Annotated in this window: 23 protein-coding genes and 1 riboswitch; of the genes, 15 read left to right on the top strand and 8 right to left on the bottom strand. The window is 49.3% G+C overall.

Annotated elements, in window-relative coordinates:
* Nucleotides 1–6 precede the first annotated feature (6 nt).
* Nucleotides 7–159, top strand: a complete 153-nt coding sequence (locus tag A7K98_RS21440) for a hypothetical protein (RefSeq protein WP_157666015.1) — start codon at nt 7–9, stop codon at nt 157–159.
* Nucleotide 160: 1 nt separating this feature from the next.
* Nucleotides 161–1,786 carry a Na/Pi cotransporter family protein gene (locus tag A7K98_RS18365; protein ID WP_087489862.1) on the top strand — a complete coding sequence of 542 codons (1,626 nt, stop codon included), beginning with the start codon at nt 161–163 and terminating at the stop codon, nt 1,784–1,786.
* A 41-nt stretch (nt 1,787–1,827) separates the two neighbouring features.
* Here A7K98_RS18365 and panS read toward each other — a convergent pair whose 3' ends face one another.
* The 3 genes from panS to A7K98_RS18350 form a co-directional block, all read right to left on the bottom strand.
* Entirely contained in the window at nt 1,828–2,745 is a 918-nt protein-coding gene (panS, locus tag A7K98_RS18360) for a ketopantoate/pantoate/pantothenate transporter PanS (RefSeq protein ID WP_087489861.1), read from the bottom strand.
* Nucleotides 2,746–3,001: 256 nt separating this feature from the next.
* Nucleotides 3,002–4,357: a lysine-sensitive aspartokinase 3 gene (lysC, locus tag A7K98_RS18355; RefSeq protein ID WP_087489860.1), complete on the bottom strand. Its 1,356-nt coding sequence runs from the start codon at nt 4,355–4,357 to the stop codon at nt 3,002–3,004.
* Nucleotides 4,358–4,444: 87 nt separating this feature from the next.
* A riboswitch (Lysine riboswitch) is annotated at nt 4,445–4,639 on the bottom strand.
* Between the two features lie 50 nt (nt 4,640–4,689).
* Nucleotides 4,690–6,501: a cation:proton antiporter gene (locus A7K98_RS18350; protein ID WP_087489859.1), complete on the bottom strand. Its 1,812-nt coding sequence runs from the start codon at nt 6,499–6,501 to the stop codon at nt 4,690–4,692.
* A 200-nt stretch (nt 6,502–6,701) separates the two neighbouring features.
* On the opposite strand from A7K98_RS18350, the gene pgi reads away from it, so the two are divergent.
* From pgi to ubiA, 4 genes are all read left to right on the top strand, one after another.
* Nucleotides 6,702–8,348, top strand: a complete 1,647-nt coding sequence (pgi, locus tag A7K98_RS18345; RefSeq protein ID WP_087489858.1) for a glucose-6-phosphate isomerase — start codon at nt 6,702–6,704, stop codon at nt 8,346–8,348.
* A gap of 149 nt (nt 8,349–8,497) precedes the next feature.
* The gene (psiE, locus tag A7K98_RS18340; protein ID WP_087489857.1) at nt 8,498–8,923 is read left to right on the top strand and encodes a phosphate-starvation-inducible protein PsiE; all 426 of its coding nucleotides are present in this window, start codon (nt 8,498–8,500) and stop codon (nt 8,921–8,923) included.
* Between the two features lie 159 nt (nt 8,924–9,082).
* Nucleotides 9,083–9,610, top strand: coding sequence for a chorismate lyase (gene ubiC / locus A7K98_RS18335; RefSeq protein ID WP_087489856.1), 528 nt, complete (start codon nt 9,083–9,085; stop codon nt 9,608–9,610).
* Nucleotides 9,607–10,503, top strand: coding sequence for a 4-hydroxybenzoate octaprenyltransferase (ubiA, locus tag A7K98_RS18330; RefSeq protein ID WP_407703088.1), 897 nt, complete (start codon nt 9,607–9,609; stop codon nt 10,501–10,503). Before ubiC ends, ubiA begins: the two co-directional genes overlap by 4 nt.
* 73 nt (nt 10,504–10,576) lie before the next feature.
* Here ubiA and plsB read toward each other — a convergent pair whose 3' ends face one another.
* The gene (gene plsB / locus A7K98_RS18325; protein WP_087489855.1) at nt 10,577–13,006 is read right to left on the bottom strand and encodes a glycerol-3-phosphate 1-O-acyltransferase PlsB; all 2,430 of its coding nucleotides are present in this window, start codon (nt 13,004–13,006) and stop codon (nt 10,577–10,579) included.
* Between the two features lie 132 nt (nt 13,007–13,138).
* Here plsB and A7K98_RS18320 point away from each other — a divergent pair, with 132 nt between their 5' ends.
* The 3 genes from A7K98_RS18320 (at nt 13,139) to dinF (ending at nt 15,722) form a co-directional block, all read left to right on the top strand.
* Nucleotides 13,139–13,504 (top strand): diacylglycerol kinase, encoded by a 366-nt coding sequence (locus A7K98_RS18320; RefSeq protein ID WP_087489854.1) that lies wholly within the window; start codon nt 13,139–13,141, stop codon nt 13,502–13,504.
* A gap of 108 nt (nt 13,505–13,612) precedes the next feature.
* Nucleotides 13,613–14,227 (top strand): transcriptional repressor LexA, encoded by a 615-nt coding sequence (gene lexA / locus A7K98_RS18315; protein ID WP_087489853.1) that lies wholly within the window; start codon nt 13,613–13,615, stop codon nt 14,225–14,227.
* Nucleotides 14,228–14,399: 172 nt separating this feature from the next.
* Nucleotides 14,400–15,722: an MATE family efflux transporter DinF gene (gene dinF / locus A7K98_RS18310; protein ID WP_087489852.1), complete on the top strand. Its 1,323-nt coding sequence runs from the start codon at nt 14,400–14,402 to the stop codon at nt 15,720–15,722.
* A gap of 17 nt (nt 15,723–15,739) precedes the next feature.
* Here the strand turns inward: dinF and zur are convergent, their stop codons facing one another.
* Nucleotides 15,740–16,258, bottom strand: a complete 519-nt coding sequence (gene zur, locus A7K98_RS18305) for a zinc uptake transcriptional repressor Zur (protein WP_087489851.1) — start codon at nt 16,256–16,258, stop codon at nt 15,740–15,742.
* Between the two features lie 144 nt (nt 16,259–16,402).
* A complete protein-coding gene (locus A7K98_RS18300) occupies nt 16,403–17,356 on the bottom strand; it encodes a glycosyltransferase family 2 protein (RefSeq protein WP_087489850.1) in 954 nt (317 codons plus the stop codon).
* A gap of 671 nt (nt 17,357–18,027) precedes the next feature.
* Between A7K98_RS18300 and dusA the strand changes: the two genes are divergently transcribed.
* A complete protein-coding gene (gene dusA / locus A7K98_RS18290; RefSeq protein WP_232461651.1) occupies nt 18,028–18,966 on the top strand; it encodes a tRNA dihydrouridine(20/20a) synthase DusA in 939 nt (312 codons plus the stop codon).
* A gap of 190 nt (nt 18,967–19,156) precedes the next feature.
* A complete protein-coding gene (pspG, locus tag A7K98_RS18285; protein ID WP_087489847.1) occupies nt 19,157–19,432 on the top strand; it encodes an envelope stress response protein PspG in 276 nt (91 codons plus the stop codon).
* Nucleotides 19,433–19,640: 208 nt separating this feature from the next.
* Here the strand turns inward: pspG and A7K98_RS18280 are convergent, their stop codons facing one another.
* Nucleotides 19,641–20,624 carry a quinone oxidoreductase gene (locus A7K98_RS18280; RefSeq protein WP_087489846.1) on the bottom strand — a complete coding sequence of 328 codons (984 nt, stop codon included), beginning with the start codon at nt 20,622–20,624 and terminating at the stop codon, nt 19,641–19,643.
* A 110-nt stretch (nt 20,625–20,734) separates the two neighbouring features.
* Here A7K98_RS18280 and dnaB point away from each other — a divergent pair, with 110 nt between their 5' ends.
* From dnaB to A7K98_RS18260, 4 genes are all read left to right on the top strand, one after another.
* Complete coding sequence (gene dnaB, locus A7K98_RS18275; protein ID WP_087489845.1) at nt 20,735–22,141, top strand: replicative DNA helicase; 1,407 nt, start codon at nt 20,735–20,737, stop codon at nt 22,139–22,141.
* Between the two features lie 99 nt (nt 22,142–22,240).
* Entirely contained in the window at nt 22,241–22,723 is a 483-nt protein-coding gene (locus A7K98_RS18270; RefSeq protein ID WP_087489844.1) for an Lrp/AsnC family transcriptional regulator, read from the top strand.
* A 245-nt stretch (nt 22,724–22,968) separates the two neighbouring features.
* The gene (locus A7K98_RS18265; RefSeq protein WP_087489843.1) at nt 22,969–23,589 is read left to right on the top strand and encodes a YitT family protein; all 621 of its coding nucleotides are present in this window, start codon (nt 22,969–22,971) and stop codon (nt 23,587–23,589) included.
* A 45-nt stretch (nt 23,590–23,634) separates the two neighbouring features.
* Nucleotides 23,635–24,828, top strand: coding sequence for an amino acid aminotransferase (locus A7K98_RS18260; protein WP_198361120.1), 1,194 nt, complete (start codon nt 23,635–23,637; stop codon nt 24,826–24,828).
* Between the two features lie 325 nt (nt 24,829–25,153).
* Here A7K98_RS18260 and A7K98_RS18255 read toward each other — a convergent pair whose 3' ends face one another.
* Nucleotides 25,154–26,167, bottom strand: a complete 1,014-nt coding sequence (locus A7K98_RS18255; RefSeq protein ID WP_087489842.1) for a LacI family DNA-binding transcriptional regulator — start codon at nt 26,165–26,167, stop codon at nt 25,154–25,156.
* Nucleotides 26,168–26,209: the final 42 nt, after the last annotated feature.

Raw genomic sequence — 26,209 nt, 5'->3', positions numbered from 1 at the left:
GAAACAGTGAAGGTTTCACTTCTGGATGTCGATGTTAAGGAATCATCACCCGATTGTCCGGCGCGGCTGGTCGATATTGCGAAATATCGCTGGCCGGAGGAGGAGTACGGACTTTTCGCCAACAGGATGGGAAGTGTGATGGAGAAGGAGCAACCTTAACGTGTTAACTTTACTTAATTTATTATCGGCCGTCGCGTTGCTGGTCTGGGGGACACATATTGTCCGTACCGGAATTATGCGGGTGTATGGTGCTGATCTGCGGCGGGTCATCAGCCGCAGTGTTGAAAAAAAACCAATGGCTTTTCTGGCCGGTATTGGTGTGACTGCACTGGTTCAAAGCAGTAACGCGACCACCTTACTGGTCACCTCATTTGTTTCTCAAAATCTGATGAGCCTGACCCCGGCGCTGGTCGTGGTGCTGGGTGCAGATGTCGGAACGGCTATCATGGCCCGTATCCTGACGTATGATCTCTCCTGGCTGTCACCGCTGTTTATTTTCGTCGGTGTAATTTTTTTCCTCAGTCGTAAACAAACACGGTTGGGCCAGATAGGCCGAACCGGAATTGGCCTTGGGTTGATTTTGCTGGCACTGCAACTTATTGTGCAGGCTTCGCACCCCATTACTCAGGCAGCAGGGGTTCAGGTTCTGTTCTCCTCACTGACGGGCGACATTATTCTGGATGCGCTGGTGGGAGCGGTATTTGCGATTATCAGCTATTCCAGCCTGGCTGCAGTACTGATTACCGCAACGCTGACTGCCACCGATGTGATTTCGTTTAAAGTAGCACTCTGTCTGGTGATTGGCGCCAACTTCGGCAGCGGCTTGCTGGCAATGATCAATAACAGCCGGTCGAATGCCGCCGGTAAGCGGGTAGCACTGGGCAGCCTGCTGTTTAAGCTGATTGGTTGTGTGATTATCCTGCCGTTTGTCAATCTGATTGCCGGTGGGCTGGCACATGTTCCCATGAGTGATGCCGAACTGGTGATCTCGTTCCATGTGTTTTACAACGTGATCCGCTGTATTGCGCTGGTGCCGTTTAGCGGTGCAATGGCAAAACTTTGCACCCGTCTTATCAGTGATGATGTGGAAACTGATCTGCGTCTGAAACCCAAACATCTGGACTACACAGCTCTGGATACACCCGCACTGGCTCTGGTGAATGCTGCCCGTGAGACCCTGCGAATTGGTGATGTTATCGAACAGATGCTGGAAACTCTGACCAAAGTACTGCACGGGGAGGTTCGTGAGGACCGAAATATCCGGCGTCTGGATGACGATGTTGACGTGTTGTATACCGCAATCAAACTCTATCTGGCGCAGATGCCGAAAGAGGATCTTCCTGAGCAGGAATCGCGGCGTTGGGCGGAAATTATCGATTTGGCTCTGAACCTGGAACAGGCTGGCGATATTATTGAAAGAATGTCTGCTGATGTGGCGGCCAAATCTCTGGCGGCACACCGACCATTCTCTGCTGACGGAGTGCAGGAACTGGAAACGCTTCAGGAACAGCTGCTGAAGAATTTACACCTCAGCCTGTCGGTATTTATTTCACGGGATATGCCTACGGCGAAACGGCTGCGTCGGGCTAAACACCGCTTCCGGATACTCAATCAGCGCTATTCTCTGGCGCATGTTAATCGTCTGCACCAGCAAAATGTTCAGAGTATCGAAACCAGCTCTCTGCATCTTGGTTTACTGGGGGATATGAAACGCCTGAATTCGTTATTCTGCGCAGTGGCTTACAGCATACTGGAACAACCGGAAGAGGATGAAAGTCGCGATTAACATTAAGAGATGCCGGATATCCGGCATCTCTTAATCACAGATTATTTCTTTTTAATTGGCTTACCTGACCAGTAGCCGGAAATCAGTGAACCAGACAGGTTATGCCATACTGAGAACAGGGCACCTGGCAGGGCAGCCAGTGGGGTAAAGTAAATTTTCCCGAGGGTGGCTGCCAGACCGGAGTTCTGCATTCCGACTTCCAGCGCCAGTGTCCGACAGGTCGATTCATCAAAGCCGAACAGCTTGCCTCCCCAGTAACCGCCCAGCAATCCGATGGCGTTATGCATAATTACCGCAGCAATTACCATCAGTCCTACCGAACCGATAAACGACTGGCTGCCGGCAACTACGGCACTGATAATCAGCAGAATGCATAACATTGAAAATGCTGGCAGATAAGGCTCAACTTTTTTCACCAGCGACGTCAGGCTGTGGTGAACAATGAGGCCCAGTCCGATTGGGATCAGTACGATTTTTACAATACTCCACAGCATCCCGGCGACATCGACCTGGATATGAGTATCAACATAAAGACGAGTCAGCAACGGAGTCGCAAATACCCCTACCAGAGCGGAAACGGATGAAATGGTGACAGATAAAGCAACATCACCTTTAGCCAGGTAAATCATTACGTTAGAAGCTGTTCCGCTGGCGACACTTCCGACCAGAATCATCCCGGCGGCTAAATCAGGGGGCATATGGAATAGTTTTGCTAAACCCCAGGCCGCCAGCGGCATCACGAAATAGTGCAGAAACGTACCGGCAATCACAGGTGCCGGACGGGTAAGAACCCGTTTAAAATCATCAATATTAAGTGTCACGCCCATACCGAACATGATAAGCATCAGTAACTCACTAACCCAGGGACCGACAGGCAAAAAAGTGCCCGGAGAGTAGTAGGCTGCAACGGACAACAAAATTGCCCAAAGCGGGAACAGGCGGGTGATTTTGGCGAGCATAGCCAGAATTCCTTATTATTTTAACTAAATGAGATACGCATGATTGCCACAGAAAACATGCTTTAAGGGTACTTACAGGTGAAATTTAATCATAACATTTCGATCTGACGACAACAGGGGATTGGCAAAAATTCAGCGTATGTGCTTTGAATATCGGTAAAAGCAGTGAATTATCAGGTGAATGTCAGGAAGGGTAGCGTATGGTTCAGCGAACCTTGCAGACCGCAGAGTATCTCCACGGCCTGCCGGTGATAAATTATTCGAAAATATGCTGATGCAGGGTACGAACTGCAAACTCGGCGTCGTTACCAGGGACCAGGAAGCACAAATTATAGCTACTGGCGCCGTAACAGATCATCCGCAGATTAAACTGCTCCATGACACCAAACACGGCTTTGCCGATTCCGCGGGCATGCGCCAGATGGTTTCCAATCAGTGCAACCAGTGCCAGATTTTCTTCCACTTCTACCCGACACAGTGAAGAGAGCTCAGTCAGCAATCCCTGAGTCAGCAGGCTGCCCTGATGGGTGGATGAACCGGTGGTATCCAGTGTCAGAGCCACACTGACTTCCGAAGTAGTGATCAGGTCTACCGAAATATTGTGTCGGGCCAGGATAGCAAACACTTCCGCCAGAAAACCCCGAGCGTGTAACATGTTCAGGCTATGCAGAGTCAGCAAAGTCTGGTTGCGGCGCAGTGTGACCGCACGGAATAACGGTTGTTGTTTGGTCTCATTGTAAACGATAGTGCCACCGGCGTCGGGAGCTTTACTCGATCCAACGAATACCGGAATTCCGTTTCTGACCGCAGGCAATAAGGTTGCCGGATGCAGAACTTTAGCGCCGAAAGTTGCCATTTCAGCGGCTTCTTCAAAGGTAATTTCGTCGATACGTCTGGCTGCCGGGACGATACGTGGGTCAGTGGTATAGATCCCCTGCACATCAGTCCAGATATCAATACGCTGTGCCTGTAATGCTTCACCCAGTAATGCGGCGGTATAATCGCTGCCGCCACGGCCCAGAGTGGTAGTCAGACCACCTTCTTCACGCCCGATAAAGCCCTGGGTAATCACCAGAGACTCGCTAACCAGTGGTGCCAGTGATGCCTGAGACAACTCTGCGACAGCGACAACATCCGGTTCAGCATGCCCAAAACGGTCACTGGTACGCATTACTTTGCGCACATCAAACCATTGCACAGGGACATCCCGTTCACGGACTATTTCGGTAAACAGCAAGGTTGATAACAGTTCACCATGGCTGACTAATTCATCCGTCAGCTCGGCAGAAGGGGTAAGGGCTGCTTTGTCTGCCAGCAGCGAGACATTTTCCAGAATCCGCGCAATTTCTTCACGGATCACTGCGGCTGCACGAAGCTTATCCACAATGGCATACTGAATATGGCCTAGTTTTTCCAGTAATTGCTGACGTCCTTCAACCGGCTGACCTTCAGCCAGTGAAACCAGCAAATTGGTCACGCCGGCAGAAGCAGAAAGCACCACCAGTTTAACGTCAGAACGGGATAATACGATATCAGCGCTACGATTCATTGCTTCGAAATCAGCAACGCTGGTTCCGCCAAATTTAGCAACGATTAATGCGGATTGGGACATTCAAAACAGCCTCGTGTCAGGATCTTTAATTCAGCCTTAGCACAAGGGAGAGCGGAAACAGGCAGACTGGTGTGACAGAACAACGAGTCAGCCAGAAGCGCCCCACCTTGATAAACGTTTATTATAAACGCTACGACAGTGACAACCCAGAGGATTCAGCCTCTGTAGTCGACAAACAAACACACCGCATGCTTGCAGCCTCGGCGTCACTCCCCATAGTATGCCGTCATTGGATACGGTTCCTCTGACATACTGCCTGGGTGACGCGCCTCTTCTGGTCTACGTAAAATACGTAAGAACTTCTTTAGAAATAGCCGGTAATCCGCTGGCTGTCAACGGCTATCGGCCTCCAAAGCTTCATTTTGTACTAAAGCAATCAATGTGCAGGGAAGTGCCGGACACTGACCACTGCTGACAGGATGCAATTTTTTCTCTTCATCCAGGCTGAACAGTGGAATAGCCCCATGATTTTTCTCCAGATAATCATCCCAGCCAAAGTTTTCACTCAGCCTGGTTGCTTTAATGGTCGCTCCTGAGGAGATTAACCGGCTCAGATGGCCAAAAGTATACTCCGGGCTGAATAAGGTTTCCTGGCGGCGGAAGCGCGGGCTTTCGCGATCATTTTTACCACGGCCGGCTACACCACTGCCGGAACGTATTGCGGCAACCTTATTTTTTCCCAGGATATGGCTGAAATGATACGCTGCCAGTGCGTTCTGGTGCCGGTTAGAGGACATCGCTAATACCCGTGATGTGGTATTCAGGTCCAGATAGTTTTCCGCATGTTCCGACCAGGCATAGCCAAAGTAGGCCGGGAGCCCTTCCATCCTTGCCTGACGATAGTTTTCCCAGCTGTTATCGGTGACCTGTACTGGCAGATCCTGCTTTTGCAGTGCCAGTGCCAGTGCGCGGGCAACAGAGTTTGCCCCGACAATCAGTACCCCACGCGGCTGTTTTTTCTGTACCCGTAACCAACGGGCCATTGGCAGACTGGTCAGACTCTGCAATACCACTGTGCCGATAATGATCGCAAACACTACGCTTATCAGCCGGTCAGCTCCCGGATAGCCATTTTTCGCCAGTGTCAGAGCAAACAGCGAACTGACCGCGGCGGCCACGATACCGCGCGGGGCAATCCAGCACAGTAACAGCCGGTCCCGCCAGTGGAGTGAAGAACCCAGGGTTGAGGCTGCAATACATAATGGCCGTGCCACAAACTGAATGACTAACAGTACGCCGACCAGTGGCCAGCCCATGGCGAACAACCCACCGATATCGACCCTTGAGGCCAGAATGATAAACAGCCCTGAGATAAGCAGTGCCGACAGCTGCTCCTTAAATTCGATGATGTCAGTCAGGTCGAGATCCCGCATATTTGCCAGCCAGATCCCCATCACGGTCACAGTGAGCAGTCCGGACTCGTCTGCCAGTAAATTAGACAGACCAAACACTCCGAGCATAATGGCCAGCACCGCAAAGTTTTGCAGGTAACCCGGCAACCAGACTCTGCGCAGTGCGACTCCGGTAATCCACCCGGCAATAGCGCCGATGGCCAAACCAACGCCGACTGTTTTACCCAGAGTCAGAAACAGATGAATGTAGGACTCTGATTTCTGATGTAATACGATAAATTCAAATACCAGCAGGGTGAAAATTGCCCCGACCGGGTCAATAATAATTCCTTCCCAGCGCAGCACCTGATTGATAGTGTTTTTCGGGCGTACGACCCGCATCAACGGGGCGATCACAGTCGGACCGGTAACTACAGTAACTGCGCCAACCAGTGCTGACAAACCCGCAGGCAGATGTAGCAAAAACAGGCAGGCGAGGGTAATCACCAGAAAGGTAATCAACATTCCGATGGTAACCAGGTTACGCACCACTCCACCCAGACCACGGATTTCTTCAAAACGTAGGGTAAGCGCACCTTCGAACAAGATTATTGCTACAGATAGTGATACCAAAGGGAACAGTAAATTTCCGAATAACAGGTCTGGCTGTAAAATGTGAGTCACGGGTCCGAGCAAAATGCCGAAAACGAGCAGCGGTAAAATAGCCGGTAAACGTAGCAACCATGCCAGCCACTGGGCAGCCAGTGAACTGATGCCAATGATGACCAATAATATCGGGGCCGATAACGCCATAAATTTTTTTCCTTTCAACAGCAAGAGTCGTCATACTGAGTCTAATCTTACGCCGGAGTGGCCGCTGAATTCAGCCACGTCGGGGTAGTTGTTTAATCATAGCTTCACTTTGTGGCAATGTATGACTGCGGTCAGCATATCCGGAAGTGAATTTATGCTGAAGCCAGATTCACAGTTCATTAATCAATAAGAGTGTTGTTATGAAAAATATTAATCCGACACAAACTGATGCATGGAAGGCGCTGCAACAGCATTTCTCCACTATGAAAGATGTGAGCATTGCTGAACACTTCGCACAGGACCCTCAACGATTCTCCAAATTCTCCGCCACTTTTGATGACCAAATCCTCATCGATTATTCTAAAAACCGCATCAACGCCGAAACGCTGGAAAAGCTGTTGGCACTGGCGAAAGAAACCGATCTGAGTGGGTCCATTGCCTCGATGTTCTCTGGTGAGAAGATCAACCGCACCGAAGATCGCGCAGTATTGCATGTTGCTCTACGTAACCGCAGTAACACTCCAATCCTTGTTGATGGCAAAGATGTGATGCCGGAAGTTAATGCGGTTCTGCAGAAGATGAAAAGCTTCTCAGAACGCATTATCAGTGGAGAATGGAAAGGCTATACCGGCAAACCAATCACTGATGTGGTTAATATCGGCATCGGCGGCTCAGATTTAGGGCCGTTTATGGTTACAGAAGCTCTGCGTCCGTATAAAAATCACCTGAACATGCATTTTGTTTCCAATGTTGATGGCACCCATATTGCTGAAACATTGCGGGACCTGAGCCCGGAAACGACTCTGTTCCTCGTGGCGTCAAAAACGTTCACTACCCAGGAAACCATGACCAACGCGCATAGTGCTCGTGACTGGTTCCTGGCCAGCGCAGGTGATGAAAAACACGTTGCCAGCCATTTTGCGGCTCTGTCCACCAATGCCAAAGCGGTATCGCAGTTTGGTATTGATACTGACAATATGTTTGAATTCTGGGACTGGGTTGGCGGACGCTACTCATTATGGTCAGCGATTGGCCTGTCAATTATTCTGTCGGTAGGTTTTGAGAATTTTGAGCAGCTGCTGAGCGGCGCTCATGCCATGGACCAGCACTTTGCTAATACTCCGGCAGAGAAAAACCTGCCAGTGCTGCTGGCACTGATTGGTATCTGGTACAACAATTTCTACGGCACTGAAACAGAAGCCATTCTGCCTTACGACCAGTATATGCACCGCTTCGCTGCCTATTTCCAGCAGGGCAATATGGAGTCTAACGGTAAATCTGTTGACCGTACAGGCAAAGCTGTCGATTATCAGACCGGACCGATTATCTGGGGTGAGCCAGGAACTAATGGTCAGCATGCGTTCTATCAGCTGATTCATCAGGGTACCAAAATTATCCCTTGTGACTTTATTGCTCCGGCCATTACTCACAATGCGCTCAGTGATCACCATCCGAAGTTGCTGTCTAACTTCTTTGCACAGACCGAGGCTCTGGCGTTTGGTAAATCACGTGAAGTGGTAGAGAAAGAGTTTACTGATGCTGGTAAAACTGCCGCAGAAGTAGCGCACATTGTTCCGTTTAAAGTGTTTGAGGGTGATCGCCCGACCAACTCAATCCTGCTGCGTGAAATCACACCTTTCTCTCTTGGTGCACTGATTGCTCTGTATGAGCATAAAATCTTTACTCAGGGTTCAATTCTTAACATCTTCACGTTTGATCAGTGGGGTGTTGAACTGGGCAAACAACTGGCTAACCGTATTCTGCCGGAACTGGGTGGTGATGAAAAAGTCAGCAGCCATGACAGCTCTACAAATGGCCTGATTAACCGTTATAAAGAATGGCGTTAACAGCTAATTAACGATTTAAAAACAAAGCGGCAGCAGTGCCGCTTTTTTTTATGCCTACGCCTGAGGAATACTGCAAGCCGTGCCGGGATGCGCTATTGTGCGGATGAACCGTTTGGTAGTTTTTGCAGGTTATTTTTTTGGGGGGCAGAATGTCAATATCAGAGAATACAGAAAAGAAAACGCTGGGCGCGATTATCGCGACCATTCTACAGTGGATACTGAATATCGGGTTGATTGCACTGGCAATAATCCTGGTAATTTTCCTCGGTAAAGAAACTCTGCATCTGGCCAATGTGTTGTTTCATACCGGCGAAGAATCTTCATCCTATTTGCTGATAGAAGGGATTGTCATTTATTTCCTGTACTTTGAGTTTATCGCCTTGATTGTGAAATATTTTCAGTCCGGTTTTCATTTCCCGCTGCGTTATTTTATCTATATCGGTGTGACGGCGATCATTCGTTTAATCATTGTTGACCATAAAAATCCCTTTGATACGTTATGCTACTCCGCTGCACTGTTGATTCTGGTCGGGACTCTTTGGCTGGCGAATTCAAAAAGACTGAAAAGGGAATAATCGCTGTTTCAGGATTCAGATTATGCTGTTTTACCAGGGTCTACTGCACAGAAGATCCTGCTCAACAGGTGTGAGTCTGCTATAGTGCCGCAGTGAAATGCTCTGCGGCACTCTCCTTAGATTACCGTCGCGATAATAACTGATTTTCCGGGAACCCGAATGTCTGTACAGGAACTTCTCAAACTCTATCAGCTTCAATGGCTGTCACTGAGCGCGCCAGAGCTGTCCCCCGGGGTCCGAAGCTGGCTGTTTGAGGAACTTTCAATGACCACCAGACTGGAGTCTTACTGCCAGTCATTAACGGTTGATGTGCTACGGGAAGGGTTTATCGATAGTCAGTCGTTACTGGCACATGAAGCCGGGGATTGTGCATTTGACCACCAACAACGCTACTGGCTGCGTGAAGTCATGCTCAGCGGCGACAATGTTCCCTGGCTGATGGGACGAACCATTTTGCCGGAATCAACGCTGACAGGACGTGATGCAGCACTGACCTCACTCGGGGAATGCCCGTTAGGTCGTTACTTATTTTCTTCGCCATTACTGAGTCGTGATTTTATTCGTCCCGGAAAAAATGATGATTTGTGGGGCAGATATTCATTACTTCGTCTTTCTGGAAAGCCCCTGATGTTAACCGAAATTTTTTTACCGTCATCTCCCCTGTACCAGGACGGAGTGAAAGGATGACAGGATCTGTGCAGGACACCGTAAAAGTAACCAAATTCCAGGCGTACAAACGCCTGATGCGTATCGATAAACCTATCGGTACTTTGTTATTAATGTGGCCAACTCTCTGGGCGCTATGGCTGGCCGGGCTGACATTGCCGCCGCTATCTGTACTGGTGGTCTTTGTTCTGGGCGTTATTGTGATGCGTGCTGCCGGTTGTGTGATCAATGATTATGCCGACAGAAAAGTAGATGGTCATGTGAAACGGACCAAACTACGGCCATTACCCGCCGGGCTGGTCACAGAAAAAGAAGCAAAAATATTATTTATCAGCCTGGTGCTAGTGGCATTTTTGCTGGTGCTGACCATGGGCAGTCAAACCGTGTTGTTATCTGTCGGTGGGCTGGTGCTGGCCAGCGCATACCCGTTTATGAAGCGCTATACGCATCTGCCGCAGGTGGTGCTGGGGGCGGCATTTGGCTGGGCTATCCCTATGGCATGGATGGCTGTGAGTGGGTGCTTACCTTTAGCCTGCTGGCTGGTATTTCTGGCAAATGTCTGCTGGACGGTCGCTTATGATACGCTGTATGCCATGGTCGATCGTGATGATGATCTGAAGATTGGAGTAAAATCGACGGCAATTCTGTTTGGCCGTCATGACAAACTGATTATTGGTTTGTTGCAGTTAGCAACCCTGGTTCTGCTGATTATTGCCGGTAGCTTACTGGGTCTGAATGGCTGGTTTTATCTCTCTCTAGTGGTCGCTGCCGGTTTCTTTATTTATCAGCAACGTCTGGCTGCCGGACGTGACAGAGATGCCTGCTTCCAGGCGTTTCTGAATAATAATTATGTCGGACTGGTGATTTTTGCCGGCATCGTCCTGAGTACTTTACCTTTTATTAATCTGATGTAGCCGGTATCAGCAAAACAAAAGGGCGCTCCCGTTAAGGAGCGCCCTTTTTGCTGGCGACAGCAATCACCGGTAATTATTCGCTGTCGCTGGCAATACCATTTTCGATGGTCTGACGGACATCGCTGGTGGTCAGGTCCAGCAGAATTTGCCGCATCATCCCTGTTTTCGACAGATCAGCATCATCTTTATCACTGATATAGCCTTCGTCACGCAAAGTAAGCACTAACCCGGTAAATACAGCTTTATCGAAGAATTCTGGTGCATTAATGCCATGCAATACTGACAGTCGCTGTGCCAGGGTCCGGCTCTCTTTTTCCAGCGTTCCCCGGTTAATCGATGGTTTTGCATTCAGTATGGCAAAGGTAATGGCGTAGCGTTGTAGTGTCTCTCTGACACCAGCAGCCAGCAACCCAAGCACCCGGGCATTTTCAGGAACTACTGTGAAGTGATCATTTGCTTGTGAAATCAGTTGTTGATTGACCAGCTCAGCACACAGACTATCAAGTACATCTGGTAACTCCGCAGTTTCCCAACGCAGGAACAATTCACTTTTCAACATCGGATAAATCAGTGTGACTTGCTGCAGCAAATCGTGTTTGCTCACCGTTTTATGCTGATGAATAATCGCAGCAATCAGCGACGGCATGACCAGCAGATGCAGAATATTATTCCGGTAATAGGTCATCAACACTGCCTGCTCTTTCGGCAGGATGATCATTTCACCAATGTTGTCATGTTCGGTAGTGAATTTATTCATGCTCATGGCATGATCAATTAATTCCTGAGCACTCATTTCCGGAACCGTGCTGCCACTGGTGTAAGGCACGTTACGCAATAAGCTGGTGTAACACTCCAGCTGCTGAATCAGCTGCTCACGGGTCAGTGAACGTTGCGGTGATGCCAGCAATGCGGTAACGCACAGGTTCATGGCATTAGCAGCGCCGGCATTGTTAATCCGTACCATCACCTGACGAGCAATGTCATTAACGACCGGGGTCATCCATGCCGGGCGTTGTGGTTCAATCGGATCGATGGCTTCGCGCCATTCCGGGACATTATTATTCAGATAGTTAACCAGCGGCAGAGGCTCTCCGAAGTTAACGTAACCTTGCCCCAGATTGCGCAGCTTGCGTAACCCACGCAACATCTGCAACAGGCTCTCTTTCTCTTTGGTCGCTCCGCGCAACTCTTTGGCATAAGTCGCGACTTCCATTACGTGCTCATAACCAATATAGATGGGGATCAACGTAATTGGCCGGTTACCACCACGCAGCATCGCCTGCAGGGTCATGGTCAGGGTGCCGGTTTTTGGCTCAAGTAACCGTCCGGTACGGGAACGGCCGCCTTCAACAAAATATTCTACCGAATAGCCACGGCTGAATAATTCACCGAGATATTCACGGAATACTGTTGAATACAGTTTGTTGCCTTTAAAGGTCCGGCGGATAAAGAAAGCGCCCAGATGGCGGAAAATCGGCCCGGCAGGCCAGAAGTTCAGGTTAATCCCGGCCGCAATATGCGGAGGTACCAGCCCCTGATGATACAGCACATAGGAAAGCAGCAGGTAATCCATATGGCTGCGATGGCAGGGCACATAGACCAGTTCATGACCGTCCTGAGCCAGCTGGCGAATGCGTTCGCCACCGCTGACATTAATGCCTTTATACAACCGACTCCACAGCCAGCCCATTACACGGTCTGTGATACGAATGGCTTCATAGGTAAAATCAGCAGCAATCTCTTCCATCATGGCCACTGCATTTTTCTGTGCCATATCGTAGGAGATTTTCTTACTGCGAGCCTCATCTTCCACGGCTTTGGCAATGGCTTTGGATTGCAGCAATTTATTGAACAGATCCTGACGAGCAGGCAGGCGTGGGCCTACCGCTGCCAACCGCTGGCGGGAAAAATGGATATGCGCCACCCGGGATAATTTATGGGCAATGGTCTGATCTGTGCCATGCTCATCCGCCATCTGTCGCAGAGAGACTTTTGGCGAAAAGCGCACAAAGCTGTCGCGGCCGAGCCACAGGATAGCGAAGAATTTCTGTATTCCGTTCAGCTCGCGCAGCAGCGGGGTATTTCCGCCCTGAATCTCTTTACCTGGCGCACGACCGAACATCACTGATACCGGAACCAGCTGAACATCCAGTGCCGGATTATTGCGGTGCAAATCCAGGTAATCATGGAATATTTTGACGGTTTCCTGATTCGGGGTGAAATAGGGCAGCAACCGTGGCCCGTCATGGATAAACACATGACGTGGCAGGAAATGACCATCTATCTCAACAGGCAGCAATGGATCAGGCAGATCATGCTTCAGGCACTGCTCCCGCATCGCCAGGAGATCGGCTTTGGAATCATACGGAAATACATAGATAATAGGACGCGTGGGATCCAGACCCAGTTCGGAGACAGGGTCTCCCGGTATCACCTTGCTGTTAACCAGCAAAGATAATGGAAAACTCAGTAATTTATAATAAAGTTTACGCCAACCTGACATAGACAAATCTGCAGCCTCTTATGTTAGCAAAGCGGCGCAAGCATACCAGAAACTGCAAAGAATATCTGTGAGGATGCAAGTAAACATGTCTGAGAATGACGGAAATTTTATCACGAAAAGGAGTAACCCCTGATGGCGGGTACAACAGCAGGATGGCGGCGGGTAATTAAAGCGGCAGGCTACTCGTGGCAAGGATTGCGGGCAGCATGGAAACACGAAGCCGCCTTTCGCCAGGAAACTGTGCTTGCTGTCGTGGCGGTGATTATTGCTGCCTGTCTGAAGATAGACACGGTATCGCGTATTCTGTTGATTGGTTCAGTAGTACTGGTGATTATTGTTGAAATTCTGAATAGTGCTATTGAGGCGGTCGTAGACCGTTTCGGACCGGAGCTCCATCCTTTATCTGGTCGGGCAAAAGATATGGGCTCCGCGGCGGTGTTTATCGCTTTACTGTTGGCAGCCTTTGTCTGGGTTTCAGTATTGTGGCAGTGGTGGTGAGTGGTGGAATAGTAACCGACAGTTGTTTGTTTTATGACGGTTTTTAGTTTTCATTTCCCAAATACCTGTATATACTCACAGCGACTGTATAAACAACCAGGGGGCGGGATGAAAGCATTAACCAGCAGGCAGCAGCAGGTCTATGACCTGATTCGCGACCATATTCAACAGACAGGGATGCCACCGACTCGCGCTGAGATTGCTTCCCGACTGGGATTTCGCTCCCCTAATGCTGCTGAGGAGCATCTGAAAGCTCTGGCCCGCAAAGGCGTGATTGAGATTGTTTCAGGTGCCTCACGTGGCATCCGGTTATTGATGGAAGAAGAGACAACCGAAGGACTGCCACTGATTGGACGGGTTGCGGCAGGTGAGCCACTGCTGGCTGAGCAGCATATTGAAAGCCATTTTCAGGTGGATCCGGCCCTGTTTAAGCCAGCGGCTGATTTCCTGCTGAGAGTCAGCGGTACATCGATGAAAGACATTGGTATTATGGACGGTGATCTGCTGGCTGTTCATAAAACCCAGGATGTGCGAAACGGTCAGGTAGTGGTTGCCAGAATCGACGATGAAGTCACGGTTAAACGCTGGAAAAAGCAGGGTAATACCGTACATCTTCTGCCGGAAAACAGTGAGTTTTCCCCTATTGTTGTCGATGTCCGTGAACAAAACCTGACGGTAGAAGGCCTTGCTGTTGGTGTTATTCGCAACGGTGAATGGCTGTAAACTACAGTCATCTGTTCCGGTATCCGGTTTTTCGGCCGGTACTGTAATCCCGGCCATGCGGGGCGTTCTGAAATAGCGACCCCGGGCCCGAAATTTTCGGGCCTGCCTGTCTTAGTCAGTTTTCTGTGAAATAACCTATTCCCCGTCGCCGTATTCAGCTGCAGGATAATCCATGTCTTTTTTTAACCGTACCGATAAACAGCTCTGGCGACTGGCGTTGCCAATGATTCTGTCGAATATCTCCGTACCGTTGTTGGGACTGGTTGATACTGCAGTCATTGGTCATCTGAACAGTGCGGTGTATCTGGGTGGAGTTGCAGTAGCAACCACCATTACCAGCTTTCTGTTTATGTTATTACTTTTCCTGCGAATGAGTACCACGGGGCTGACGGCTCAGGCCTGGGGTGGAAAAAATAACCCGGCGCTGGTCCGTGCACTGGTGCAACCGATGATTGTCAGCCTGCTGGCAGGTGTGCTGTTTTTATTGTTTCGGCAGCCGCTTAGCCATCTTGCCACTCTGGTTATCGGTGGGGATCCGGCTATTTTGCAGCAGGCTCGCGAATTTATTGATGTTCGCTGGCTAAGCGCACCGGCGACTTTTGCTAACCTGGTTATTCTGGGATGGTTGCTGGGTGTTCAGTATGCCAGAGCACCTGTCATTCTGTTGGTCGCGGGGAATCTGGTAAATATTATTCTGGAGTTGTTGCTGGTTCTGCATCTGCACATGGGGGTGCGGGGCGCGGCCGGGGCAACAGTGATTGCCGAATATGTGACATTGCTGACTGGTATGGTGCTGGTGTGGCGGGTGCTTAACCGTCAGGGAATTCAGCTGCGTTCATTACCGGGCGGTTGGCGGGGAGACATCAAACGGGTACTGGGCCTGAACCGTGATATTTTGCTGCGTTCATTGCTGCTGCAGATCTGTTTTGCCTCGCTGACGATGACAGGAGCCAGACTGGGAGGCGACATTGTCGCGGTGAACGCCTTGCTGATGATGTTTCTGTCGTTTACCTCCTATGCGCTCGATGGATTTGCTTACGCAGTAGAGGCAGTTTCTGGTGAGGCCTATGGCGCCCGGCAATCAGGGCGGTTACCGGAAGTCTGGCATGCTTCCTGCCGTCAGGCCGGGATCGTGGCTGTGGCATTCTCACTGATTTATGCACTGGCCGGACCCTATATTGTCAATATGTTGACATCCTTACCCTCGCTACGGCAACTGGCCGATCACTATCTGATCTGGCAGGTTATTTTACCAATCGCAGGGGTAGGATGTTATCTGCTGGACGGTTTATTTGTTGGTGCTACCCGCGGTAAAGAGATGCGGAACAGTATGGCGGTAGCTGCTGTAGGTTTTGGCCTGACGCTGTGCACCATCCCCTGGCTGGGAAATCACGGAGTATGGCTGGCTTTGTGTGTGTTTATGCTGCTGCGCGGGATCACTTTGTGGCGACGCTGGAATTACCATCAGCGCCATCAGAGCTGGTTTGCTCCCTGAGAAACGTCAACGGGTGACTAACGTCCGGGGCGCTTTTTTGTTTCAGTAGTATGATCATGCTGGCAATGGTCCGGGGTCTCACAGGCCGCAATTTCTGCGCATTTTTCGCATAAGCCATGCACTTCTATGACCGTATGACGCAGCGCAAATCCCGCCAGTTTAGCCTGGGTACCAATCAGCTTTTCTACGCCTTCAGCATGCCGTTCACTGACCGAAGCACAATGGTCGCAAATTAACATCACCGAAGTGTGAGATGGGTGTTCAAAATGCGGGCAGACCACGTAACTGTTGTTGGAGGCCACCCGGTGAATAAAACCCTGCTCCAGCAGGAAATCCAGTGCGCGGTAGACTGTTGGGGGTTTAGCCTGCGGTTCACTAATCCGTAGTTTATCCAGCAGATCATAAGCACTGATCGCACCATACTGTTCAGCCATCAGACGTAAAACTTCAGCACGCTGGGTCGTCATACGCACCCCACGCTTCATGCAAAGGTTCTGCGCCTCAGCAAGAATTTGTGCAGGAAGTTGGTTTTGCATGATAGCTTTCTCCGACAAATGGTCTCCGATAATGCGCTATCTTAGCATGACTGGCATTTTAATGTTGATGATGTGTGTCGGGAGCAGCAACCTTTAGGCACCGGAAAGCCATATCGCTGCCAGCTTCATCATCTGCAGCATTAGCTATTTCGCTCTGCGATAAACAGCACTCTGCATATATAAACGGATAAACATAAATTTTATTTTCTTACTTAAAGAATAATTGCGCAGATAAGCCAGCAGGCAGCTTCTGACGGTATGTAGCTGTTTGTCAGAAAGGTGGAACTGATTTTTTCCAGCTAATTCTTTGATTCGTTTAAAACATTTTTCCATGACCAGCGCGAGCAGCGGGTGCTGACGCCGTGAATATCGGGTTTTAAGCGATTTATAAATCTCCATAACTGCAATCAGATCATTGATATCTTTACTGTTTACATGGGTTGACAGACTACCCTCCCGCACCCGGTAATTGACCAGTGGGATCTTAATCCGGGCAACGCTTGACGACGACAAATAGCACAACGGGATAGCTGCAATATCTTCGTAGATTAGCCCCTCAGGAAACTGAATGTTGTTGTTAGTCAGTAATGATCTTTTGTAAATTCTTGACCATGTGAACCATTTCGCCTGCCTGAATACCGGAATCAGGGAATCAGTCTCACCGCCATTAACGTTCTCTGTTGGCAGAGATGAACAACTGAAATATTCCGGGGAGCCTGTGTTTCGAATGATATTGGCATCGAATTCCACCAGATCAGCAGAAGAGTGTTTTATTTTCTTATTAAAGATATCGAAAAAATATTCGGTATAGCTATCATCTGAGTCAAGAAAAGAGACCCATGCTCCTGAACTGGCATTTAACCCGGCATTTCTGGCTGCAGAAATTCCTTTATTTTCCTGATCGATAATATGGATCTTTTTATTTTGATAACCAGCAATAGTAGTCACTATTTTCTCGCGGGTATCATCGGTAGAGCCATCATTAACAATAATAAGTTCGGCAGTGTCGTCCATATACCGGAGAACAGAAGAAAGACACTCTTCAATATACATTCCAACGTTATAGCAAGGTACAATAATACTTAATTCTATAGTCATTCTGGTGGCTTACGATAAGAAATGCTGTCTGGCAAAAGGGTATGCCTTTGCAGATTTCAGGTCAATGAAATTTAACTAATGCTTTCGGTTTCCATTCAGTTTACCAAAGAAAATTCGGCAGTGTTGTGGCTAAATAATAGCCAGTTTATTTACTGTCAGGCAGATGCTAAGTTAACTTAACTGACTAACTATTATCATGGTAATTGTTTCTTTTGCTAATTATAGCTGCCGGATTATCAGAATATTTTTATTAGTCATTAATAAAAAGCCTCAATATTATTTTTCGGCTGAACCCCGGCTTAGCTTCTGTGATATGCCGTTGTACGATTATATTCTGAAGCAGAAAAACTATTATGATTTACGTCGGAATAAATTAAAAATGTCGGTTTTGCCTTACCCGGTTTATTTCGTCAGACAGGGTAGAATTTCAGGAGGGGGAGAGAGAGGTGCAATAACTGGTGGTTGTACCGATGGATTGCTGAGATCCAGTCTGCTTTTTAGTTGGCGGACCTGACGTTAATTTATGCTATTATCCTGCCCCTGATCACAATCCACAGCAATTTAACGATGATTTCATGAATATTCAGACCGACACTCCTTTGGCCCGGGCTCCGCAACAGCAGGATAGCGCGAGTGCAGTTTTTCAGGCTGATCGCTTCTCAGTAGCCCCAATGCTCGACTGGACTGATCGGCATTGCCGCTATTTCCATCGTAAGCTGACAGCTGAGACGCTGTTGTACACCGAAATGGTGACTACCGGTGCGATTATCCATGGCAAAGGGGATTACCTCGCTTTTTCTCAGGAAGAGCAGCCCGTTGCACTGCAACTCGGCGGCAGTGATCCGCTGGCATTAGCGGAGTGTGCCCGACTGGCAGAACAGCGGGGCTACAGCGAGATTAACCTGAATGTCGGGTGCCCGTCTGATCGGGTACAGAATGGTCGTTTCGGGGCTTGCCTGATGGCTGAAGCAGAGCTGGTGGCCCGCTGTATTAAAGCGATGCGTGAGGTCGTGACTATTCCGGTGACGGTGAAAACCCGTATCGGGATCGATGAGCAGGACAGCTACCAGTTCCTTTGTGATTTTATCGGTACCGTGGCTGAGCAAGGTGACTGTGGTTCCTTTACTCTTCATGCCCGTAAAGCCTGGCTTTCAGGTCTGAGCCCGAAACAGAACCGTGAAATACCACCGCTGGATTACCCACGGGTTTATCAGCTTAAACGCGATTTCCCACATCTGCGGATGGGAATCAATGGCGGAATAAAGACCCTGGAAGAAGCAAAGGTCCATTTGCAGTATATGGATGGTGTGATGATGGGGCGTGAAGCCTATCAGAATCCCGGCTTGCTGGCTCAGGTCGATCAGCAAATTTTTGGTGCGGCAACTCCGGTGCCTGACTCTGCAGAGGTCGTTCGCTCAATGTATCCTTATATTGAAGCTGAACTCAGTCAGGGAACTTACCTCGGACACATTACCCGCCATATGCTGGGGCTGTTCCAGGGAATTCCGGGAGCAAGACAATGGCGTCGCCATTTAAGTGAAAATGCACATAAACCAGGTGCTGATGTTCGCGTAGTTGAGCAGGCACTGGCGCTGGTGGCAGAACGTTGATCATTTGCCGGAGATTTTCCGGCAAATATAAACTGATTTTCACACCACTCTTTAGTTATTTTCACCACTCCAGCTGAATATCTGATTTATTTTATTAATAAATTTCAGCGGGTTATGTTTTTTACTGGCTGGCACGATTCTTGTAATACTCCCTGCAGTCTGAAAATAGTCATTATTCGCTGAGGAGTGGATCATGGAATTATTATTTGTCGCCGGCTTTTTTGTTATGTTGCTGTTGACCGGTGTGTCGGTGATCGGTGTTCTGGCTGCCTTGCTGGTCGGTACCGTGGTAATGCTGCTATCTGGTTTCCTGTTTATCGCCCTGAAATTACTGCCCTGGCTATTACTGGCGGTAGCGGTTGCGTGGGTCTGGCAGACGTTTGGTCGTTCCCGTCCGGAGCGAGCAGCAAACCAGCGTTTTGACAAAACCATGTCAAAAATCAACAGGATGAACCAACGCTGGTAACCAATAAATGAACCGCAGAGATTTCACCGGCAATCTCCGGAAATGTGAAACAGCACATATTTTTTACTGACAAAATCTGCGATGATATTTCCAGATGTTCACAGGAATTTATCGCTCTGACCCTACACCAGCGCGAACTAAAAAGAAAAAAAGGGCTTCCTTCGGGAAGCCCTTTTACATTGCCAGAAAATAAATGTCTGAAGAAAATTCAGGGGATCAGCAAGCTGGACCCGCGGGTCGCACGGCTTTCCAGTTGACGATGGGCTTCTGCCGCATCTTTCAGCGCGAATTTCTGAGATTCCGGAACATCGACTTTAATGGCTCCGCTGGCCAGCAGAGTGAACAATTCATGGCTGGCGGCATCCAGTTCGGCAGCATTAGTGATATAGCCGAACAACGATGGTCGGGTCACAAACAGCGAGCCTTTCTGGTTAAGAATAGCCAGATTTACCCCGGTGACCGGACCGGAAGAGTTTCCGAAACTGACCATCAGCCCACGCCGTTGCAGGCTGTCCAGTGAAGCTTCCCAGGTATCGTGACCTACCGAGTCATAAACAACCGGCACTTTTTTGCCATCAGTCAGGTCGCGAACCCGCTCCGCAATATTCTCTTCCCGGTAATTGATGGTTGCCCACGCCCCGGCATCGGTCGCGATTTTTGCTTTTTCTGCTGAACCCACGGTACCAATTAACCGGGCGCCAAGTGCTTTGGCCCACTGGCAGGCAATCAGTCCCACTCCGCCTGCGGCGGCATGGAACAGGAAAGTTTCACCGGCAGTGACCGGGTAAGTCTGGCGTAGCAGATACTGAACTGTCAGCCCTTTCAGGAAAGAGGCTGCGGCCTGCTCATAAGAAATGCTGTCCGGTAGCACCACCAGACGATCTTCATTCACAATATGGCTTTCACTGTAGGCCCCTGCCGTCGACTGAGCATAGACTACTCGATCGCCGGGTTTTACCCTGCTGACCGACTTACCGGTTTGGGTCACAATCCCGGCAGCTTCAGTTCCCAGGCCTGCAGGCAGTGAAGGAGGTGGATATAAGCCACTGCGGAAATAAGTATCAATGTAGTTAATACCAATGGCTTTGTTTTCTACTACCACATCATGTTCGCCGGGCTCAGGCAGGGAAAATGCTGCCCATTCCAGAACTTCCGGCCCGCCATGTTGGGCATACTGAATACGGTTTGGCATAACAGCTCCTGTGAAAACGTTGTGAACGCCTGGTGTACAGGGCGACAATCCAGTGGAAAAAAAAGTATACTGTGACGCCCCCTTGTTTAACACTGGTAATGATATTCACTATGGCAGGAAATAAACCCACGAACAAATCCAATGAAACCCGCGACCGTCAGCTGGAAGGGGTAAAAATGCCCCCGCACTCTGTCGAAGCCGAACAGTCGGTGCTCGGGGGATTGATGCTGGATAATGCGCGCTGGGATAACGTTTCCGAGCGGGTAGTGGCCGAAGATTTTTACAGCCGTCCACATCGGTTAATTTTTTCCGAGATGCAGCGTTTGCTGGAACTGGGACAACCGATTGACCTGATTACCCTGTCGGAATCACTGGAAACCCGTGGTGAGCTGGAAATGGTCGGGGGGTTTGCCTACCTGGCTGAACTGGCAAAAAATACTCCAAGTGCTGCTAACATCGGTGCCTATGCGGATATTGTCCGTGAGCGGGCAGTGGTGCGCGAAATGATTTCTGTAGCTAACGAAATCGCAGATGCAGGCTTTGATCCGCAAGGGCGCAGCAGTGAGGATCTTCTGGATCTGGCTGAATCCAGCGTGTTTAAGATCGCCGAAAAGCGATCTAATAAAGACGATGGTCCGCAGAATATTGAGCAGGTACTGGAAGCTACCATCAACCGGATTGAGTCGCTGGTAGGCACTCCCCATGATGGTGTGACAGGGGTAGATACCGGTTATCAGGATCTGAACAAGAAAACGGCGGGATTACAGGGGTCGGACTTAATTATCGTGGCAGCCCGTCCGTCGATGGGGAAAACGACTTTCGCCATGAACCTGTGTGAGAACGCAGCGATGTTGCAGGATAAGCCAGTGCTGATTTTCAGCCTGGAGATGCCCAGTGAGCAGCTGATGATGCGTATGTTGGCCTCATTATCGCGAGTGGACCAGACCCGAATCCGTACCGGACAACTGGATGATGAAGACTGGTCACGTATTTCCGGCACGATGGGCATTCTGCTGGAAAAGAAAAATATGTTTATTGATGACTCTTCCGGTCTGACTCCAACCGAAGTACGTTCACGGGCACGGCGTATCTTCAGGGAAAACGGCGGTCTGAGCATGATTATGATCGACTACCTGCAACTGATGCGGGTTCCCGCGCTCTCTGATAACCGTACACTGGAAATTGCCGAAATATCCCGTTCACTCAAAGCGCTGGCAAAAGAGCTGAATGTGCCGGTAGTCGCACTGTCTCAGCTTAACCGTTCTCTGGAGCAACGTGCTGATAAACGGCCAGTCAATTCTGACTTGCGTGAATCCGGGTCGATTGAGCAGGATGCGGATTTAATCATGTTTATTTATCGTGATGAGGTCTATCACGAGAACAGCGACCTGAAAGGTATTGCGGAAATCATTCTTGGTAAACAGCGTAACGGCCCAATCGGTACTGTCAGACTGACATTTAATGGCCAGTGGTCTCGTTTCGATAATTATGCTGGTCCACAGTATGATGATGAGTAACCACCGCTACATGGCCAACTGATTAAAAATAGTGTTGGACAACCCCCTAAAAAATACGGTTATCTGTGATGATGTACTTACAGCATCACGGAATAACGCATGACCAGAATTGATGATTACGATATAAAAATTCTCACGCTGCTGCAGTCGAATGGCCGGCTGACTAATCAGGAGCTGAGTGATCTGGTAGGGTTATCCGCTTCCCAGTGTTCCAGGCGCCGTATTCATCTGGAACAGACCGATAAAATCCTTGGTTATTATGCCAGATTGTCTCCGGATACGATTGGTCCGGAAATTACCGGGCTTATTGAAGTCCGGTTAATGAACCATACCCCGGCCTACGTCAATGATTTCCATCAGCATGTTGCTGCTAATCCTGCCATTACCGATGCCTATAAAACCACCGGAGATGCCGACTATTTGCTGAAAGTGACGGTGGGTGATCTCAACTCCCTGAGTGCGCTGATAAGTCAGTTGGTGGCGGGTCATCAGAGTGTTGCTCACGTGAAAACATCAGTGATACTCAACCGTATTAAAGAAGGCGGGATCATGCTGCCTGGTAACGAACTGCCCGTGAAATAATCAACAACGGTTAACTATTATCGTGCATTTTTTGCCAATTAATGCATAAATGGTGCATCAGGATTCATTCCGGTGCACGAAGTGCTGATCTCCCGTCCGGGGGTTACACCCTGTATCTGCTCCTGACTTCTGTAATATCAATAAGATAATAATCCGCCCCCGCAGACTGCCGGTCACGGCCGTCAGTGTGGCGCGTTTTTTGCTTACACAACACTTTGCACTCATTGATCAATTAGGGTTTGGCTATGACAGTAATAAAAACTGCGGCAGAAGAGACCGTGCCGCACAGTCTGGTGGAAGATGCACTGGCGATTTTGTTTGGCACCTTACTGGTGTCTTTCGGCATCATTATGCTGAAACAAGCGGGGGCTTTGACGGGAAGTACCGCAGGGATTGCGTTTTTGATTAGTTATGTCACACCGTTGTCTTTCGGTTCGGCATTTTTTCTGATCAATTTACCGTTTTACTGGCTGGCGGTTCGCCAGATGGGCTGGGAATTTACCCTGAAAACGTTCAGTGCGGTTGGGCTGGTGTCATTGTTTACCCACCTGCATCCATTATTTATTCATTTTTCTCAGCTTAACCCTTTCTATGCAGCCCTGTTTGGTAATATTGTGATGGGCATGGGATTCATTGTGTTATTCCGCCATAAAGCCAGTCTGGGTGGCATTAACATTCTGGCACTCTGGCTGCAGAAACGAATTGGTCTGCGTGCCGGTAAACTGCAAATGTGCGTCGATACCTGTGTGGTACTGGCCTCGCTGTGGGTGGTTTCACTGCCTATGCTGCTGGCATCGGTATGTGGTGCCATAATACTGAATCTGATTATTGCAATGAATCACCGTCCTGGCCGCTATATGGTCTGAACAGGCAGCGGCTCAATAACATAGATAATGATGGAGAAGTACAACGTGTTTCAACATGTCGATGCCTATGGCGGCGATCCCATCCTTTCGCTGATGGAAAAATTCAAAGAAGACCCGCGTCCGGCTAAAGTTAACCTGAGTATCGGTCTCTATTATAACGAACAGGGGATCATTCCTCAGTTACAGGCTGTGGCAGATGCAGAGAAACGCCTGCAAAGCGCCCCGGGTCAGGCATCGCTTTACCTGCCAATGGAAGGTATTGCTGCATATCGTAAAGCCATCGTTACCCTGTTATTTGGTGAAAATAACCCACTGGCGGAAAGCGGCCGTATTGCCTGCATTCATACCCTTGGTGGTTCTGGTGCACTGAAAGTAGGTGCTGACTTTCTGAAAGCCTACTTCCCGGGTTCTGACGTTTGGGTCAGCGATCCTACCTGGGAAAACCACATCGCGATTTTCGCTGGTGCTGGTTTTAAAGTGAACCGCTATCCGTGGTATGACCATGAAACTCACGGAGTAAAATTTGCTGAGTTCATCGATACACTGAACGGCCTGCCGGAACAAACTATCGTATTACTGCATCCGTGCTGTCACAACCCAACCGGGGCCGACCTGACGCCTGCGCAATGGGATCAGACGATTGAAGTACTGAAAGCTCGCAAACTGATTCCGTTTATGGATATCGCTTATCAGGGCTTTGGTGCCGGAGCTGAGCAGGACTGTTACGCTATTCGCGCTGCAGCAAAAGCAGGGCTGCCAGCGCTGGTCAGTAACTCTTTCTCCAAAATCTTCTCATTGTATGGTGAGCGTGTTGGTGGGTTATCCGTGCTGTGTGAAAGCAGTAACGAAGCCGATTGCGTTCTTGGACAGCTGAAAGCAGCTATCCGTCGTAACTACTCCAGCCCGCCGACTCACGGTGCAACGCTGGTTATGACCATTCTGAATGACAGTGAGCTGCGGGCCAGCTGGCTGGCAGAGCTGGAAGAGATGCGGGTGCGTATTCTTGATATGCGCCAGGCTCTGGTGACTGCTCTGAGCCATGCGCTGCCAGGCCGTGATTTCAGCTACCTGGAGAAACAACGCGGGATGTTCAGCTATACCGGACTGAGCGCGCAGCAGGTTGACAGATTACGCGAAGAATTTGGTGTGTATCTGATCGGCAGTGGCCGTATGTGTGTTGCCGGGCTTAACAGCCGCAATATCCATCAGGTCGCCGAAGCTTTCGCTGCTGTAATGTAACTGCCCAGTAAACGGCGCATTATTGTAAATACGGGCCCTGGAAAGGGCCCTTTTTTATGTCTGAAAATCAGTAATACTGAAACTGTTAAATCTGTAGTGCAGTGTTTAATATTCAGGCCGGTCAACTGGCTTATTGTGTGCCTGTTATCGCTGATTCTGTACCGCTGATGTTTCCCGGGAGTTAAATCCGGCCTTTCCGGTCAGGTTCGTTTTACCCCCGGGTTGCACGTAGCTTCTGAAAGCAGTCTCAGTAAGATTTGAATGAAACCTGAGACAAAAACAACAGGTCGTACTGGCCTGGAGGTTTTAGACATTCCCGGTGTGTTTATTTTTTTAGGTGCGACTGGCGGATTTTAATTTCTCCGGTACTCCAGGTGTCTTCCGGGCTGGCTGTCGAATCCAGCAGACGGTTCAGTGCTTCATGAATCTGCCGATCGACCCGCTGGCTCACGGTCGTGAGTTGTCGTGAAGCACTACCCGCTTCATCTATATCATCAAATCCGGCAATTCCCAGCGGAGGTAATCCCAGTTGCATCTGCTGATCCATCACCCCTAAAGCCAGAATGTCGTTTTCACAAAACAGTGCATCAACGCGCTCTGCCGCTGGCGTAGTTTCAATATACCTGGCATAAGCATCGGCGGCGGCATGTCTGTCATAGTGCCCGGCCACTAACATCACTGATAACTCTTTGCCTGATTCGGCCAGGCCATCACGAAAGCCCTGCATACGAAACAGATGGTTAGAAGGGGCTTCCGGGCCTTTCATATAGCCATAACGGGCAAAGCCTTGTGGTGCCATCAATCGGGCAATCTCTTTCCCTGCGTCATAGCCGTTGTTGTAAATCCGGTCAAACCTGACCAGTTCACTGTTACGCCCCACCTGAACCAGCGGCACATGATGCAGATTTTCTGCCATGGCAATTACGTTTTCGCTTAGTACAGCCCCTAAAAACAGAATCCCGTCAACCTGTAGCTGGTCGGCCAGTGACAGTACTTCGGTATCATTAACCCCGGAAAGATTAATCAGCAGGGCAATACAGCCACGATTTTGCAGTTGTTTGGTAGCTTCATTTAGCAGTATCAGACAGTGCGGGTTTTTCATTTCATCGATAACAATACCAATGATATTGGTCTGCTTTTTCGACAGACTGCGCGCCAGAAGATTAGGCTTATACCCCAACTTTATCGCCGCTTCCCTGACCTTTGTTCTGGATTTTTCGGAGATAGATGACCCTTCGGTAAATGCTCTGGAGACCGTCCATTTCGAGACGCCTGCAGCTTTAGCCACATCACTTGCTGTGGCTTTACCAGATTTTATTGATTCGTCGTTATCGGTCATGATGAGTGTCACGCTTTAATTGTGTTGTTTTTAACCCAGGGA

It is taken from the genome of Tatumella citrea (assembly GCF_002163585.1).
Lineage (GTDB): Bacteria > Pseudomonadota > Gammaproteobacteria > Enterobacterales > Enterobacteriaceae > Tatumella > Tatumella citrea.
The sequence above is the reverse complement of the archived record's forward strand: the minus strand, read 5'-3'. Positions and strand labels throughout refer to the sequence as shown.

Bases quoted from the DNA above. Each gene is read 5' to 3' on its own strand.
- panS (WP_087489861.1), bottom strand. From the start codon at position 2,745: ATGCTCGCCAAAATCACCCGCCTGTTCCCGCTTTGGGCAATTTTGTTG.
- lysC (WP_087489860.1), bottom strand. From the start codon at position 4,357: ATGTCCCAATCCGCATTAATCGTTGCTAAATTTGGCGGAACCAGCGTT.
- A7K98_RS18350 (WP_087489859.1), bottom strand. From the start codon at position 6,501: ATGGCGTTATCGGCCCCGATATTATTGGTCATCATTGGCATCAGTTCA.
- pgi (WP_087489858.1), top strand. From the start codon at position 6,702: ATGAAAAATATTAATCCGACACAAACTGATGCATGGAAGGCGCTGCAA.
- psiE (WP_087489857.1), top strand. From the start codon at position 8,498: ATGTCAATATCAGAGAATACAGAAAAGAAAACGCTGGGCGCGATTATC.
- ubiC (WP_087489856.1), top strand. From the start codon at position 9,083: ATGTCTGTACAGGAACTTCTCAAACTCTATCAGCTTCAATGGCTGTCA.
- ubiA (WP_407703088.1), top strand. From the start codon at position 9,607: ATGACAGGATCTGTGCAGGACACCGTAAAAGTAACCAAATTCCAGGCG.
- plsB (WP_087489855.1), bottom strand. From the start codon at position 13,006: ATGTCAGGTTGGCGTAAACTTTATTATAAATTACTGAGTTTTCCATTA.
- A7K98_RS18320 (WP_087489854.1), top strand. From the start codon at position 13,139: ATGGCGGGTACAACAGCAGGATGGCGGCGGGTAATTAAAGCGGCAGGC.
- lexA (WP_087489853.1), top strand. From the start codon at position 13,613: ATGAAAGCATTAACCAGCAGGCAGCAGCAGGTCTATGACCTGATTCGC.
- dinF (WP_087489852.1), top strand. From the start codon at position 14,400: ATGTCTTTTTTTAACCGTACCGATAAACAGCTCTGGCGACTGGCGTTG.
- zur (WP_087489851.1), bottom strand. From the start codon at position 16,258: ATGCAAAACCAACTTCCTGCACAAATTCTTGCTGAGGCGCAGAACCTT.
- A7K98_RS18300 (WP_087489850.1), bottom strand. From the start codon at position 17,356: ATGACTATAGAATTAAGTATTATTGTACCTTGCTATAACGTTGGAATG.
- dusA (WP_232461651.1), top strand. From the start codon at position 18,028: ATGCTCGACTGGACTGATCGGCATTGCCGCTATTTCCATCGTAAGCTG.
- A7K98_RS18280 (WP_087489846.1), bottom strand. From the start codon at position 20,624: ATGCCAAACCGTATTCAGTATGCCCAACATGGCGGGCCGGAAGTTCTG.
- dnaB (WP_087489845.1), top strand. From the start codon at position 20,735: ATGGCAGGAAATAAACCCACGAACAAATCCAATGAAACCCGCGACCGT.
- A7K98_RS18270 (WP_087489844.1), top strand. From the start codon at position 22,241: ATGACCAGAATTGATGATTACGATATAAAAATTCTCACGCTGCTGCAG.
- A7K98_RS18265 (WP_087489843.1), top strand. From the start codon at position 22,969: ATGACAGTAATAAAAACTGCGGCAGAAGAGACCGTGCCGCACAGTCTG.
- A7K98_RS18255 (WP_087489842.1), bottom strand. From the start codon at position 26,167: ATGACCGATAACGACGAATCAATAAAATCTGGTAAAGCCACAGCAAGT.